The following is a 15,101-nucleotide window of genomic DNA, read 5'->3' on the forward strand; positions in this document are numbered from 1 at the left end:
ATAATAGTTCCTCCTATCCATTAAATAATACCAATAAATGTTGTATTATCAGATTAAGCCCTAAGCTATATGCAGCAATAGCAAGCGGTTTACCTAGGAGTATAATCGTAACAAATTTTTTAAATGTTATCTTACTTACTCCTGCCAGATAACAAAGAAAATCGTCTGGCGCTACTGGCATGAAGATGGCTATAGCAAATGCTTTTTCAAAGCCAGGCTTTTGCAACCACCCTGCATACCTGTTAAAAGTCTCTTTTTTTGACACATTCTGAACAAAAGCGATACCATATCTCCTAGCTAGCAAAAATGCTGCGATTGAGCCAATGCATATACCAATATAGTTATATATAAATCCTTGTATGGAACCAAAAGCAAGAATACCTCCAATACAGCCAAGTCCGCCAGGTGAAATAGGCAGCACTACCTGTATTGCCTGAAATACCATAAAAATAAGTGGTGCAAACCATCCAAACTGCTTCAAAAATGTTTCTAATGCTGCCTGAGATGTAAATATGTGTGCTTGAATACCATAAATAACGGCTAACACCGTCAGCACTAATCCAATAAATGCGGAACCATTAACTAAAACATTCCACTTCATACGTTGTACATTTTCCATTTATGCATCTCCTTCTATCCAATTACTACCCGCTCTAATACTCCCTATAAGCGTCTCTTCATTAGATTGCTTTATGAAATATATCATATCAGGCAATGTTAAACTCACAGCCCTAAAAAGTTAAACAAAAGTTAAACTATCTATAAAAAACCACTCTTGCAATTTTGCAAAAGTGGTTTTTCTACCATATTTGTTTTAAACTTTAAAACGATACCCAGCACCCCATACTGTCTCAATATGTGCGGGATTGGATGGATTTTTTTCGATTTTTTCCCTTAGTCGGTTAACATGAACTGCAACAGTTTTAATATCGCCATAAACATCCATTCCCCAAATTCGCTCATATAACATTTCTTTACTAAAAACAATGTCCGGGTTTGTTACTAGGAACAATAGCAATTCATACTCTTTATTCTTAAACTCAATCTCTTTGCCATCTACATAAACACGGTGAGTTTTGGGATTAACTCTTATATTACCAACTTGTATTTCCTCATTTTTAGTTGTTTGACCAGATGTTAGTCGTTCATATTGTGCTAAATTTGCTTTTACCCTTGCAACAAGCTCTGTAGGAGAAAACGGTTTTCCAACATAGTCATCAGCTCCTAAACCTAATCCCCTTATTTTATCTACATCTTCTATCTTTGCTGTTACCATGATTATTGGAATATCAATTATTCCCCTTATCTTCTTACAAATTTCATATCCATCTATACCTGGCAGCATTAAGTCAAGCAAAATCAAGTTATAATTCCCGGAAGTTGCCTGTTTCAGCCCTTCTACCCCATCTTCTACAATAGAAGTTTCAAAGCCATTTATCTCTAAAAAATCTCGCTCAATTTCAGCAATAGCTTTGTCATCTTCAATAATCAAAATTTTCTTCAACACCCTTACCTCCTGTATATTTAGGGAGAATCATTATAATAGCAAGCCCACCTTCAGGGACATTCTCTGCCCGTATTGATCCACCCAATTTTTCTAAGATTTTAGCTGTTATAGAAAGACCTAAACCACTGCCTTTACTTGGGTTGGTTCTAGCCCGATCACCCCTATAAAAGATATCAAACAGCTTTTCAATTGCTTCACTTGAAACACCAGGTCCGTTATCCGCCAGTGTAATTGCCACATTAGGACCTTCCTCCTGGCAGCTAATTTTCATTTGACCCCTTTCCTCCGTTTTATATTTTACGCTGTTTTCTAAGATATTAATGACCGCATTACGGAACTGTACAATATCTATCTGAGCATAGACATTTTCCACGTTTTGTGTTAACTCAATACTAAGACCTTTTTTCTGATATTCTTCTGAAAGGCTGGCTACCATATTAGACACTTCTTTACCAATATTTATTTGCTCAAGATAAAGTGGAAATTCTCCAATATCTAGCTTAGAAAATAAAAATAACTGATTTACAATATGCTCTAAATCATTTGTCTTATTTTTTATGGTATCCAAATAGCGTTTTTGTGTTTCCGGCGTTGAGGCCACCCCTTTTTCTATACCCTCTACGTAGGCCTTTATAGAAGTAAGAGGAGTACGCAAATCATGAGAAATTCCAGCAATCAATTCTTTACGATTAGCTTCATCCTTTTGTCTTGCATTTACAGAATCTAAAAGCCGCTGTGCCATTTCATTAAAATCCGAGCAAACACCGGCAAATTCATCTTTTCCTTCATACTCAATATGATAATTTAGATTGCCATCACGAATTTGATGTACTCCATATACCAGTGTATCCAAAGGAGTTATTATACTTTTAAATACAAACCTTGTTAAAAATCGGTTTGTTAAAATTATAATTATAATAATAAAAAGAGTCACTATTATACCTAAGTTAATTAAATAACTGTGATAAGCCTCATGTTCTTCATTATTATGTGCCTGAAAATCAGTGTCAGTTAAAAGTATACTGTATTTATCAATACTTTCTCTATACACAGCCATATTATCCATAATAAACGTATGACTTCCACCCTGTGATAAAGCAGTATCTACAACGGAGTTACTCGTAATAGGTGATGATGGATATACTAGTTTCTTTTCTTGATAAATGGACAAGGATATTTTGGTACTTTTGTGCTTTTCATTAAAGCTATTTACATCAGCCTTCATCAGTTCAATATCAATACTTTGGGACCATCTGTCTACAAGCCCATTAGTCTTTTTTATCGAATCATAAAACAATTTATCATTCTTCTCACCAAAATATTTTCCATTATAAAAGTCCATTATTTCTATAGCTCCAAACATAATGCCACTTGTTATTATCAAACTGAGTATAACTGGTATAACAAGCATTAGGAAATTAGAAATAAACAAACGTCGCTTAATGTTCAAGTAATTCACCTCACTTTGTTCATTATACTATAAAGTGTTAACATTCTCTGATAAGAGTTTCTCTGATATTTATTCTGTATATCAAACACTTTCTTATACTTATCCTTTACTCTGTTTCTAGAGTGCTTTGTAATCTCTGAATAGTACCGGTATTGTATTTGTAGTTTTTTTCGAGGAGTATTCAATGTTATATGATGAATCTAGGCTTAAATTAAAAACAGCAGAGCAAACAACAGTAATAATTTTAACACACTGTGTAATATCCCATAAGTAAGATGGTTCACCTTTAACATAACTACAAAGTATATCTTTAATTAAAGCTTTAAATGAAGATATACTTTCTATGGTAGATTTTATATTATTAGTTTGACTATTATTAAAATCATCATTTAGAATATCATAGTTTTTAAATAGATATCTTTGCAAGTCACGCTCATATTTTAAATGGTAAGGAATATTACCAACTGATCCAGATATGTGAGAATGACAACAAAAATCGCAGAGATAATGAACAACAACTCCTAGTTGCATTGAAAAATAAGCATTAAATTTTTTAACTAAAAGAAGCTTTTCTATCTTATCAATAACATATCCCAGAGATTTTTGCATGTAATGTGGATGAGTTTTAACATGCCAACTTTGATCAACCATTACAAGTCCAAAATTAAACGTAAATTTTGAAAATCCTTCAGGAAAAACATTTATGTTATTGCTAAGTGCTAATTCTGCTAGTTTAACATGGGTTTTTATTTTCATAATTAAATTCTCCTATCTGGCATCTAATTAATTCTAAAAATTATCTGTATATGAATGAAAAACTTTATCTTTTCTTAACGGAACTTTAGAGCAGCCATATTTCTATACAATAAGTTTTCATCTTCTTTCTTATCCAAAAGCACATTTTTATACAATGTTTCTACTGTATGTGCAAAATTCTGTGCAGAAAACCTTCTAGCTGATTTAATTGCTCCAAGAGACAACTGCTCCTTTAACAAGTCATTATTCAAGATGGAATCCAAAGACTGTAAAAACTCCTCTCCGTCATGAAAAGTGTAGCCGTTCACATTATTTTGTACCACGCCCTCCAAGCATCTATCTGCTTTTGCTACAACAGGTAATCCTGATGCTAGTGCTTCAATGTAGGTAAGCCCTTGTGTTTCACTTTGAGATGCACTGACGAAAACATCGCCTATCTGATAATACATACCAATCTCATCCCAAGATATTTCTCCTACAAAGATTGTCTGCCTTTGTATACCTAGTTTTTTTGCCAGTTCCTCCAGATTGCTTTTTTCCGGTCCATCACCAATAAGAATAAATTTCACATTCTCTTTGTCTTTTAAATAAGATTTCATGTCTATTAGTATTTCTTCGATATTTTTTTCTTTAGATATTCTACCAACGTAAAGCAAACACTTGTCCTCTGCTTCGATTCCTAAGGCTGTACGTAAATTTTGTACGATATTAGAATCGTAACTGTACTTCGAGAATTTATCTAGTTTAATGCCAGTTGGCATTACAGAAATATTCTGCTTTACCCCATAGGATAAAAGCAAATCCTCTACCTTGCCAGTAGGAACAATAACTTCATCTGCAGAATTGCAGAAATTGCTACTTAGTTTTCTAGCTGCCGTTTTTGCAATAGATTCCAAAGCCGTAAGCTTTACGATATAGTGTGTATAATCCTCATATATAGTATGATAAGTGTGAAGAAAAGGAATATTCAATTCCTTAGCCATCTCTCTTCCAAAAATACCAATTGAAAATTCTGTATGAGTATGAATTAAATCAAGACCTAACCCCTTTATTAATTTTGCTAATCTATGATTATAGAGCATTGCAACTCGCCTTTCACTAATAAAAGGAATACTAGGTACTCGGTAAACATTTGTTTCCTCTCCTGCCACTTTAGGATCCGTTGTTGTAAAAACATACACCTGGTGTCCCAGTGTTTCAAGATTTTCTTTAAGCATTAGCACAGAAGTTGCTACTCCATTAACCTGCGGATAATAGGTGTCCGTAAAAAGCCCTATCCTCATTTTCTCCACCCCTTACTTTTTGTTTTAATAATAAATACAGTATAAGACAGAGAAGTAAAATACAAAGAAACCAAAGTTAAACTATTTATAAACTAAAAAGTTTTGTTAACCTAATCACAAAAGCAACTCTCGCATTTTCTGCAAAAGCTGCTTTTAAATAAATAACCTACCCTAGATATTCAATATAATTTTTAAATTTTAAATAGCCGCTTTACTTAATGCATTGCTTACTGCGTCTTTTATTCCATTACTACTCCTCGTAGCTCTAGAAACTGCAGCTACATTAGTAGATTGAGCTTGAATGATTTCACTTGGTATGACACTAAATGCATTACGAGGACGAGTTTCATTGCTTGAAACTATTTGAATATTAGTTATTATATCGTTTTTTATGGTAACTGCCACTGTAAGATTTGGATTGTATCCTGTAGCAACTCCTGTGTAAGTTCCATCCCTATATTTTTGTTGTTTAGTGTTTGTATTTGGAGAAGGATTACGACTGTTTGGAATATTGGTATTGGGGACATTGGCACTTGGAGTATTATTACTTTCTTGTTGAGGAGCTTTATTTGTATCTCCTAAAGGTTGATTGTTCTTATTATTAAATACACCAGTAACTTGTATTATATGCGCAATTAAGACTAATGCAAATATAACACTTAAAATTCTATGATAATAAATCCATCCTTTTAATGACTTTCTAAACATCCAAGTCAAAGTTAATAATATAGCTATAACCCATGTTATTGTTCCTAAGTTTAAACTAAGAACACTTACAGAAGAAAATATTCCGTGTGTAAGCCCTGTAATTATTAGTAATACTCCCAATGGTTTATGTACTTTTCTAAGTATTTTATTTAAGCTTATTATAAACTTATTTTTACCTTTTGTTTTTAGAATTAGCTTTCTTAATATATAAATAATACATAAAAGGCTCGCTATAGCAACGGAAATCCATGCTAATCCAACATCTAAAAAATCTTCCATAGAATTCCCTCTTTTCATTACGATACTCACCAGGAAAAATTGATAAAATTTCAAAAGCAATCAGTGGACCTAATACTGCTCCACTATTGTCCATAGCTTTATGAAACCCAAAACTTTTTCCTTTCTCACTATCACTTGATGAACCAGCTACAAGACTATCTCTTGGAGCAGTCCTTATTCCCTTTCACTAAATCTAATATTTATAATTTATAAATTACTGCTGTATTCTAGGTAATATGCGATAAACCTCTAATAAAATAATATTTAAAGTTAACCATACTCCACCAAAAACATATCCAGCATAAACATCACTTGGATATTGAATTTGATAAAATAAAGGACTCAAACCTCCAAGAAAACAAATGATTATAGTTATCACCACAGAAGCAGTTCCAATCCAATTCTTCTTTGTATGACGTAATATGAGAAAGCATAAGAACCCATATGCGACAATAGTCATAAAAGATTGTTTACTTGGAAAAGTGTATTTAATAGTTTCTATTAGTGATAACCCTGTTGGTCCTAAGTGTCTAAAAATAAGTCTTAATATGACCTCTAAAACTTCTCCACCCCAAATCACTAAAAACATAAATCTAATTTCAAGAAACTTATCTATACCTCTAACCATAATTAATATAATTATAAAAACAGTTAATGGTATTAATATCTTTAAGGATGTTACACTATCAAATAAGTCCATCATATATCGCCAATTTTCAGTAAAAATTGTTTTTACTAAATAGGTTACGATAATATCAAATTGGTTAAATTCATGGGCTAAAAAATCCTGAGTAACACCAATTACAAGAACAAAAAATCCTAAAAAAGATGCAGAGACTCCTGCTATTCCAATTTTTAGCCTCCCAAAAGAATGAAATGTTTTTACAGCATTTCTAAGTATTCTTATAGTAAACTCAATAATCTTTTGATTATAATTCTTATACAGGTAAGCAACAATTATAATTAGAGATATTATCAAACTGCCTATAATTAAATATTTTTTAATCATGCTGTGGTATCTTTCCCAATTGTTACCGAGAACCTTCCCTAAAGAAATAAATGTTGCAGTCCATAAAATAGCTCCTATATATGAATTTAATGCAAACTTTCTATAGGAAATTTCCGTTATTCCTGAAAAGTATCCTGTAATATGTCTAACACCAGGTATGAAATATGAAATTACTAATAACCTATTACCATACTTGTTAAACCATACTGAGGTCTTATCTAACTTCTCTGGACCTAAATGAATATAATGACCATACCGTTTAAAAAACGTAACACCTAATTTACTTCCTACGAAGTACGATATTGTTATTCCTATAATTGTTCCAAATGATGCAACTATAATACTTAGTAACCAGTTTAATTTCTGTTGATTTATAAGAAATCCACAATAGGTCATAAGAACTTCACCTGGAAGTGGAAATGCAATCAATTCCAACATTAATGCTACTAATAAAACTATATATCCGTAATGATTAAGAAGCCCTGTTATAGACTGCAATTCGCAACTCCCTCCAATATCTTCCTTTCATAAACTCATCAGCATATGAAAAGAAATTATCCTATTAGTTATTTAATATATTTTTATCAAACTCTAATTTACTAATTAACAACCTTTCAATTTTTGTATAAAGCTCTTCAATTTTATTTTTTAATACTAAATTATATAAATAGTTTGTAATAAACACTATAATATATGCACTAATAACATCTAAAGGATAATGATTTCCAACGTACACCCTTGAAAATCCTACAATTAATGATAGTATTGTCATTATCACACCTAGTATTCTATTGCTTTTTCCCAGTCCTAAAGCTATGCTCATTGTTCCTGTAGCATGATCACTTGGAAAGGATGCATCTGCTGAGTGAGCTATTAATAAATTTACCTTATTATGAACGAAAGGTCTGTCCACATAGTATATACTTCCAATTATAAAACTTAGAATTAAATTGATTACTGTAATAACAAAAGTATTTACAGACACTTTTCTATACTCTTCCTTCTTTTTAATAACTCCTAAAATAAATACTAATGCAATAACTGCCATAAATATATAGGGTACATCTTTTGAAAAGAAAATCATTATCTTATCCAAAACTGTATTTTTATTTGCTAAATTATTTATTAATCTAAAAAGTTCCATATTCATATCTAAAATATCCTTTCTATTTTATACTTTTACCTAAAATTATAAACTTCTGAAATTATCCTTTATATTTCGCACTACATTGAAATTGTATCATTCTCCTGCACTCCACTAAATTTACTAAACATATAGATTACTACGTTACTAGATATTACCCCCAAAATAATACCACCTAAAATATCTGTAGGATAATGAACATACAAATACAATCTTGAAAAAGCTATTAAAGATGCTAAAATCCAAAATCCAGGTGCATATTTTTTAAAATACTTTGCCAATACTCCTGCTACTGCAAAAGAAGAAGCAGTATGCCCTGATGGGAATGAATAAGATAACGGTTTTGGAATCAAAAGATTAACTGCTGATATATCTGCAGATGGTCTTATACGCTGAACCACATGTTTTAATATTCCTTCACCTAATATTGTACATAATACCAAAGCTCCCAAAGCCATAAATCCTATCTTTCGGTATTTCTTATTTACAATTAGTAATACCGCAATTACAATCCATATAGTTCCTGCGTTACCTAGTGTGGTAAAAGCAACCATTGCCTTGTCCATATTAGGTTCATGCATATTATTTTTTATATATAAAAGAATAGAATTATCAACATTCTGTATTAATGACATCATCGACCTTATTACCTCCATTTTCCTTTTCTTTAATAAATGTAACTGTTCCTGTAATATAGATATTATTATAATAGCAATTAATATATAGGAAAAATGCTATTTCACAAACGGTAGTTGTTCAAAAAAGTACCTCCTCAATATATCTTTTGTTTTTATTACTTTCGTATATTACACGTAAAAAAAATAATCAGGTTGCAAAGCCTGATTATTTTTTTTATAATTTTTCGCCGCATTTACTGCAGTAATTTTCACCTTTATTTACAATATTATCACAATGGCTACACTGTTCATTTATTTTTGTGCCACAATGACTGCAAAATACATTTTCCCTATTTTGTATGACTCCACATTTATAACATATTATATTGCTCTGTTTATACATAAAGTAAATAATCAGTCCTGCTAAGTTAGTCAATAACACTAAGCCACCCCAAAGAGCAGGATTAGTTGTTTTTGAATTAGCGTCCTTGTATACCCATAATGCTAACCCAATCCAATAAATCATAAATATAAGACTAAGTAATGTTCCTGTAAGCTCTAATAATCTTTCAGCATATGGTATTGGGGTTACTGTTCTTATTATAAATATTTTATTTTGTGTATTTCTATTAGCAATATAATTGATCAGGTAAATATTTTTAGAACTTAAGCCACTTTCATAATAAAATTCCTCATCAATATCATTTTTTAATTTTTCATTATTTTGAATATAATCCTTGTTTAAAAGAATATTTTCGTCTTTAACTATTCTATAAAGTACACTTTTATTTATATTGTCTTGAAGATAACTCCTATTAGATTCATAGGATGTTAGTAATAATTTAGTATTGCTTCCTACAAGATTATTGTTAACTTTAAAAACAATATTATTTTCTTTATCTAAAGCAATAGTATTTATTACATCCTTAGAGTCAGAGTTTAGTTTCTTTAGCTGCAAATTCACATTATCACTTAAACCTTGTTTTTCAAAAGTATGAGAAAGCTTCTCATAATCAATTGCCATATTAATTTTATCCCTTGTTACGTAGGTGATAGCAGCTATACATAAAATTAAAAGCACAGCTGAAACAATTAAATAAATTTTTGTTGCAGCTTTAAAATTTAAACGATTTATAAATTCCTCTAGTTTTTTCATCTTAATATTCCCCCCTTACTTAAATTAGGTATAAATGGTATAAACAGAATTAAAATTAATGTCTGATAAAGTATAATTGCTGCTATTAAGTTCACATTAAATATTTTGAAAAATACTTGTATTAAAAATGAAAAGAATATAAATATGCAACTTGAAAAGAATATATTCTTTACTCTCATTTGTCTTTGTTTTTCTTTTAGTTCCATACATTTTATATCAATATCTATGTCTAATGCTGCTAAAAGTACTGCGGTATCTCTTTCATTTATCTCCTTCATAATTTATCCCCCCCTTCAAATATTTTTCTAAGTTTTACAATACCATTATGAATTCTGCTCTTTACAGTTTTAGGTTCAAGCTCTAACTTTTCTCCAATCTCTTTAAGCGTTAACCCCTCAATATACTTCATTTTTATTGCTAGCTTTTGTTCTTCTGATAAGTTTTCTAATTCCTTTTTAACTTCTTTACTGTATATCTTTTCTAAAACTATACTTTCTGTATTTGTATTAATATCCTCAGCATTTATATTCTCATCTATAGCCAAGTCTTGTGAAAACTTCTTTTCCTTTCTTAAGTAATCAATATAGCAATTTTTCGATATGGTAATTATGTAAGTCGAAAACTTTGCTTTTCCATGCACATCAAATTTTTCGATATTTCTTATAAGCTTAAGAAAGGTTTCTTGGGTTATATCTTCTGCAACATCTTCATTGGCCGTAATTTTAATAAGAAACTTATATACAAAAGGGTGATATTTACTTATGAGTTCTTGAAAAGCTTCCTTATCTCCTACCTGACACCTTTTAACTAATTTGTCGTCTTCCATATGTCACCACCTTTTGAAAAACAAAAACACCAAATTTTAGAAAAATATAAAGATATATCCATATTATGATTTATTATAATGTTTTTTAATCTTAACTTCTTTGTCATACTGAATTGTATCTATTTTATATATTACACGTAATAAATAAAATTAGGTTGCAATTCCACAACCTAATTTTATCAAAAATATTGTACTTGTTTTTTTCTATTTTCTTAGAAAATAAATAGCTATAAAAGTGCATCCTGCTATAATTCTATAAATTACAAATATACCAAATCCCTTGTCTTTTAAATAGTTTAATAAAAATTTGATACTCAAAAATCCAACTACAGCTGATGTTAAGATAGCTATAGCAAAGGATGACATACTGCTAATTGGAGTATGTACTAAATCTTTTACTTTAAGTAATCCAGCTCCTAAAATAATTGGAGTAGAAAGTAGAAATGAAAATCTAGCTGTTCCTTCTTTTGAAAGACCAGAAAACAATCCAGTTGTCATAGTGATTCCTGATCGAGATACTCCAGGAATAATCGCTAAAGCTTGTGATAAACCAATCAAAAAACTTCTTTTAAGGCCTATATCTTCAACCTCTACCTCACCGTCGTATTTTTTGTTTGCAATGTATAAAATTATACCCATTATAATAAGCATAGTACCTATAAGGCCAAGATTTCTAAAGGCAGCTTCAGCTTGTTTTTCAAGTAGCTTTCCTATTATTGCTCCAGGTATGCAGGCAATTACTATAAACCAAAATAATTTACCATCTTTAGATTTTGGCTTAGTAATACCAGAATAAATTAGGTTAATCCAATCCTTCCAAAAAAATGCGATTACCGCAACAAGAGTTCCAAGATGTAGTGCTACGTCAAATGCAAGACCAGGATCTTCCCATCCAAATATTTGGGGAATAGCTATTAGGTGGGCTGAACTGGATATAGGTAGAAATTCTCCTATACCTTGAACAACACCATAGATAATTGCTTGTATTATTGACATTTTCATTCCTCCTAAAGTGAATTTAATGTAATTAAATATATATTATTATGCCTATAGATTAATTTTACCATATATAAACTTTGCATACAGTTGTTATTATAAATGATGTTTTAAATTCAAAAAAATTTGTTTATACTTTAAATCTACAACGGGAATACTATATCACATGAAGAGGTGGTTATTATGGATTACATAGATATAGATAAATTCCTAAATCAGACAGAAGAAGTTCAAAAAACTTTCAAGGATTGGTGGAACCCACAAAGGGGAGATTTGTTTTTTATCGATAACTATAAAGAATACAATCCTAATCATTCAATAATTGAAACCAATAGTGATAACACAATTGGATATTGTGATTATGTAGAAGGTTCTTTAGAAATATCCTATGTAAAAATAAAAGATATAGAGCCTCTATTTACCGAAGGACAATTAAGAAAGTTTATAGAAGATAAAACAAACAGCCCAGTAATCCCATATTATTATTTAGATGAGGGATACATAATTAATAATATAAAGACAGGCAATACTGATCTATTACAGGCATATTGGAAAATAGCTTGTAAAATAGCGGCGAATGAGTAAAACCCATCTGTTTATGATGGGTTTAAGTGTTTTCTATATTTAAAATAAAACTCACAATATCTTTTGCAATATTAGGATTACTGTAATTCCTTTGGGATCTCCTTATTTCGTTTAATTTTTGTGCATCATTTTCCAGTAAATTGCTTATGGTATTCTTTATGTTTTTAACATTTTCACATACTACCGCAAGATTATATTTCTCAGCAAATTTAGGATTTCCTTCTTCCTGTCCGGGCAAAGCACCGGTTATCACCAAAGGTATATTACAAGCTATGCTTTCCATCATAACATTCGGGCTGCCTCTCGTGAATGCAATATCACAAGATTGCATTAAATCCTGTATGTTATCCATAAATCCATAAATTTCAACCTTATCACCATATTTTTCAACCAATGATTCTTCTAATGATTTTTTTAACCTTGTATTTCTGCCCGCAACAATCTTTACAATACAGTTAAAGTTATCTAAAAGAATTTGAGCTATTTTCCTCATATTCCCTACTCCTTCACCCCCACTCATTATCAAGCATTTTAGTGGGATATCTGTATTATAGGTATTATTCTCTTGATCTTCCTCTATATGCTTATAAAACCTCGAACGCACAGGAAATCCTAAAACTTTTACTTTATCCTCTGAAACACCGTATTCAATACACTTATTCTTCGCTTCCTCAGTTGGACTTATAATATAACTTGCCCTAGAGTCTGCCCAAAGTGGATATATGCTTACTAAATCCGCTATCAAGGTAACAAATGGTATATTAATTTTTTGTTCTTTCAAAATATTTATAATTGATCCATTAAAATTTGGGTGTACAGTTAAAATCAGATCAGGCTTTACTTCTTCCAATAGCTTTATAAAAGTTTCCTTTACTATTAATTCAATAAATTCGTTAACCAATGATGGTTTAATTGCTGATACATCCCATATTAGTTCCCATAAATTTTTTGAAGTTCTAGTTATTGGACCATAGGTCTTGCCTATTTTAAGCAGAGTTTTCCCACCTAATGAAAAACCATCTACAACATGAACTTTAACCTCTTTATTTTCATTAAATCTTTCTAATAAAGACTCTGTTATGCTTTTATGCCCGTGTCCTGTATAATCAGAAGAAATAATAAGTATATTTTTTATCATAATAGCATTCCTTTCATTAATAAGTGTTGAGTCCACTTCAAGATATCTTAGTGATTATTTTATCCTGAAAATTACCTTATTATGTAGATTAACATAGACTCTATAAGTCTATCATTACAATTTAATAAAGTGTAACTTTATATGTCAGTAAGAAATAGGCTATAATAAATAAAGCAAAATACTTATTATATATACTATTTTTAAGTTATCGTTAAAAGGAGCTGAAGTTTTTTCATGAACATCACCAATATAAAAATGATTTATACCATATTTGTTTTTGTAGCCTTGGCTGCTTTTGACAACATAATAATAGGGTTATTTCCACCACTTTTTTCTTCTATTGCAAAGGACTTAAATGTAAATTTATCCGCACTAGGAGTTGTTTCAGCAGTTAATATTTTAGTTACATCCCTGTCCTCAATTTACTGGGGCTATCTTGCGGGAAAGTTTAATAGAAAAAGACTTATTATTATAGGGACTATTTTCTGGTCAATATCAGTGTTTTTAACTTCTCGTTGCAGTAATTATATTCAGCTTTTAGTTTTTCAAATTTTTACTGGTATAGGACTAGGCTGCATAGCATCGATTGGATTTAGCGTTTTAACTGATTATATTCCACATAAATTTAGAGGAATGCTCCTTAGTCTTTGGGGAATGTCACAAGGTTTCGGTGGAATAGCAGGAGCGCTAATGGCTTCACTTATTGCTACTGCTGCGAATTGGAGGAAACCCTTTGAAATTGTAAGTATAATTGGTTTTTTCCTAATTATTTTATATTTCTTTATAAAAGAACCTACACTAGGTGAATCGGAACCTGAACTACAAGAACTTATTAAAGAAGGCTATGAATATAATTATAGTATCGAATTCAATCATTTATATGAAATAGCCTCAAAGAAAAGCAATATTTTATTGTTTTTTCAAGGCTTTTTTATGAATATTACAACTGGAAGCTTAATATGGCTGCCAACATTATATATTTCAAAAATTCAGCATCAAGGTTATAGTTCCGGTACAGCAACTATTGCAGCAGGATATCTTTTTGCTCTATTTCAAATAGGTGGTTTGACATCATCGTTTTTTGGTTATCTTGGAGATGTATTTCAAAGAAAAAGTTACAAAGGAAGAGCATTATTAACTTCATTTTTTGTTTTTATTACAATGCCTTTTTATATAGCAATGTTTATAATACCTATGAATAATTTAGCATTACCTAATAATAACAATCCTTCTTTAATTCTTATAAGCTTATTAAAGCAAATAGTTATGAACCCTTGGATTGCTGGAATGTTTATTTTATCATTTTTAGCTTCTGCCTCACAATCTGCCAATACACCAAACTGGCTTGCACTAATAACAGATGTAAATCTTCCAGAACACAGGGGAACAGCCTTTAGTGTATCTAATCTTGCTAACAGTTTAGGTAGGACATTAGGAAATGTAGGAATTGGTTATGTACTTGCTATTATTTCTATATATAGAGGAGAACCTCAAAACTATATGATTACATTAATAATATTTCAATTGTTTCTTATTCCAGCAGCATATTACTATATAAAAATGGCCAAAAGTAATATTAAAGATATTAGTGATGTTAAGTCAACTCTTCGTAAGCGTGGAAAGTTAGCTTAACCCCATTAGAAATAA

General features: G+C 30.6%; 16 protein-coding genes. 2 read left to right on the forward strand and 14 right to left on the reverse strand.

Features of this window, described 5'->3' with window-relative positions; translation table 11 throughout:
- Positions 1 to 13: 13 nt before the first annotated feature.
- The 13 genes from CLMAG_RS16590 to uppP all read right to left on the reverse strand — a co-directional run bounded on the left by CLMAG_RS16590 (position 14) and on the right by uppP (position 11,731).
- Positions 14 to 619, reverse strand: coding sequence for a TVP38/TMEM64 family protein (locus CLMAG_RS16590; RefSeq protein ID WP_066624873.1), 606 nt, complete (start codon positions 617 to 619; stop codon positions 14 to 16).
- Between the two features lie 195 nt (positions 620 to 814).
- Entirely contained in the window at positions 815 to 1,504 is a 690-nt protein-coding gene (locus CLMAG_RS16595) for a response regulator transcription factor (RefSeq protein ID WP_066624877.1), read from the reverse strand.
- The gene (locus CLMAG_RS16600) at positions 1,482 to 2,957 is read right to left on the reverse strand and encodes a sensor histidine kinase (protein WP_066624879.1); all 1,476 of its coding nucleotides are present in this window, start codon (positions 2,955 to 2,957) and stop codon (positions 1,482 to 1,484) included. The genes CLMAG_RS16595 and CLMAG_RS16600 overlap by 23 nt, the downstream gene beginning before the upstream one ends.
- Before the next feature lie 117 nt (positions 2,958 to 3,074).
- On the reverse strand, positions 3,075 to 3,713 hold the full coding sequence (locus CLMAG_RS16605; RefSeq protein ID WP_066624884.1) for a zinc dependent phospholipase C family protein: 639 nt from the start codon (positions 3,711 to 3,713) through the stop codon (positions 3,075 to 3,077).
- Between the two features lie 74 nt (positions 3,714 to 3,787).
- Positions 3,788 to 4,996 carry a glycosyltransferase family 4 protein gene (locus tag CLMAG_RS16610; protein ID WP_066624890.1) on the reverse strand — a complete coding sequence of 403 codons (1,209 nt, stop codon included), beginning with the start codon at positions 4,994 to 4,996 and terminating at the stop codon, positions 3,788 to 3,790.
- A gap of 198 nt (positions 4,997 to 5,194) precedes the next feature.
- Positions 5,195 to 5,983 (reverse strand): FMN-binding protein, encoded by a 789-nt coding sequence (locus CLMAG_RS16615; RefSeq protein WP_066624891.1) that lies wholly within the window; start codon positions 5,981 to 5,983, stop codon positions 5,195 to 5,197.
- A 214-nt stretch (positions 5,984 to 6,197) separates the two neighbouring features.
- Positions 6,198 to 7,490 (reverse strand): VTT domain-containing protein, encoded by a 1,293-nt coding sequence (locus tag CLMAG_RS16620; RefSeq protein ID WP_082831961.1) that lies wholly within the window; start codon positions 7,488 to 7,490, stop codon positions 6,198 to 6,200.
- A gap of 64 nt (positions 7,491 to 7,554) precedes the next feature.
- Positions 7,555 to 8,142, reverse strand: a complete 588-nt coding sequence (locus CLMAG_RS16625) for an undecaprenyl-diphosphatase (protein ID WP_066624892.1) — start codon at positions 8,140 to 8,142, stop codon at positions 7,555 to 7,557.
- A gap of 74 nt (positions 8,143 to 8,216) precedes the next feature.
- Positions 8,217 to 8,771, reverse strand: coding sequence for a phosphatase PAP2 family protein (locus tag CLMAG_RS16630; RefSeq protein WP_066625103.1), 555 nt, complete (start codon positions 8,769 to 8,771; stop codon positions 8,217 to 8,219).
- A 217-nt stretch (positions 8,772 to 8,988) separates the two neighbouring features.
- Positions 8,989 to 9,909, reverse strand: coding sequence for a zinc ribbon domain-containing protein (locus tag CLMAG_RS16635; protein ID WP_066624894.1), 921 nt, complete (start codon positions 9,907 to 9,909; stop codon positions 8,989 to 8,991).
- Positions 9,906 to 10,187, reverse strand: a complete 282-nt coding sequence (locus tag CLMAG_RS16640) for a hypothetical protein (protein WP_066624896.1) — start codon at positions 10,185 to 10,187, stop codon at positions 9,906 to 9,908. Before CLMAG_RS16640 ends, CLMAG_RS16635 begins: the two co-directional genes overlap by 4 nt.
- Entirely contained in the window at positions 10,184 to 10,735 is a 552-nt protein-coding gene (locus CLMAG_RS16645) for an RNA polymerase sigma factor (protein WP_066624898.1), read from the reverse strand. The genes CLMAG_RS16640 and CLMAG_RS16645 overlap by 4 nt, the downstream gene beginning before the upstream one ends.
- Before the next feature lie 204 nt (positions 10,736 to 10,939).
- Positions 10,940 to 11,731, reverse strand: coding sequence for an undecaprenyl-diphosphatase UppP (uppP, locus tag CLMAG_RS16650; protein ID WP_066624901.1), 792 nt, complete (start codon positions 11,729 to 11,731; stop codon positions 10,940 to 10,942).
- 183 nt (positions 11,732 to 11,914) lie between these two features.
- On the opposite strand from uppP, the gene CLMAG_RS16655 reads away from it, so the two are divergent.
- Positions 11,915 to 12,316, forward strand: coding sequence for a hypothetical protein (locus tag CLMAG_RS16655; protein ID WP_066624903.1), 402 nt, complete (start codon positions 11,915 to 11,917; stop codon positions 12,314 to 12,316).
- Between the two features lie 22 nt (positions 12,317 to 12,338).
- Here the strand turns inward: CLMAG_RS16655 and CLMAG_RS16660 are convergent, their stop codons facing one another.
- Entirely contained in the window at positions 12,339 to 13,454 is a 1,116-nt protein-coding gene (locus CLMAG_RS16660; protein ID WP_066624905.1) for an MGDG synthase family glycosyltransferase, read from the reverse strand.
- A 234-nt stretch (positions 13,455 to 13,688) separates the two neighbouring features.
- Here CLMAG_RS16660 and CLMAG_RS16665 point away from each other — a divergent pair, with 234 nt between their 5' ends.
- Entirely contained in the window at positions 13,689 to 15,086 is a 1,398-nt protein-coding gene (locus tag CLMAG_RS16665; RefSeq protein ID WP_175562218.1) for an MFS transporter, read from the forward strand.
- The last annotated feature ends 15 nt before the right edge of the window (positions 15,087 to 15,101 follow it).

The organism is Clostridium magnum DSM 2767 (genome assembly GCF_001623875.1).
GTDB classification, from domain to species: domain Bacteria; phylum Bacillota; class Clostridia; order Clostridiales; family Clostridiaceae; genus Clostridium_AM; species Clostridium_AM magnum.

Coding starts and splice junctions, on each gene's coding strand:
- CLMAG_RS16615 (WP_066624891.1), bottom strand. CDS start 5,983: ATGGAAGATTTTTTAGATGTTGGATTAGCATGGATTTCCGTTGCTATA.
- CLMAG_RS16635 (WP_066624894.1), bottom strand. CDS start 9,909: ATGAAAAAACTAGAGGAATTTATAAATCGTTTAAATTTTAAAGCTGCA.
- uppP (WP_066624901.1), bottom strand. CDS start 11,731: ATGTCAATAATACAAGCAATTATCTATGGTGTTGTTCAAGGTATAGGA.
- CLMAG_RS16610 (WP_066624890.1), bottom strand. CDS start 4,996: ATGAGGATAGGGCTTTTTACGGACACCTATTATCCGCAGGTTAATGGA.
- CLMAG_RS16660 (WP_066624905.1), bottom strand. CDS start 13,454: ATGATAAAAAATATACTTATTATTTCTTCTGATTATACAGGACACGGG.
- CLMAG_RS16590 (WP_066624873.1), bottom strand. CDS start 619: ATGGAAAATGTACAACGTATGAAGTGGAATGTTTTAGTTAATGGTTCC.
- CLMAG_RS16605 (WP_066624884.1), bottom strand. CDS start 3,713: ATGAAAATAAAAACCCATGTTAAACTAGCAGAATTAGCACTTAGCAAT.
- CLMAG_RS16625 (WP_066624892.1), bottom strand. CDS start 8,142: ATGAATATGGAACTTTTTAGATTAATAAATAATTTAGCAAATAAAAAT.
- CLMAG_RS16655 (WP_066624903.1), top strand. CDS start 11,915: ATGGATTACATAGATATAGATAAATTCCTAAATCAGACAGAAGAAGTT.
- CLMAG_RS16640 (WP_066624896.1), bottom strand. CDS start 10,187: ATGAAGGAGATAAATGAAAGAGATACCGCAGTACTTTTAGCAGCATTA.
- CLMAG_RS16630 (WP_066625103.1), bottom strand. CDS start 8,771: ATGTCATTAATACAGAATGTTGATAATTCTATTCTTTTATATATAAAA.
- CLMAG_RS16645 (WP_066624898.1), bottom strand. CDS start 10,735: ATGGAAGACGACAAATTAGTTAAAAGGTGTCAGGTAGGAGATAAGGAA.
- CLMAG_RS16665 (WP_175562218.1), top strand. CDS start 13,689: ATGAACATCACCAATATAAAAATGATTTATACCATATTTGTTTTTGTA.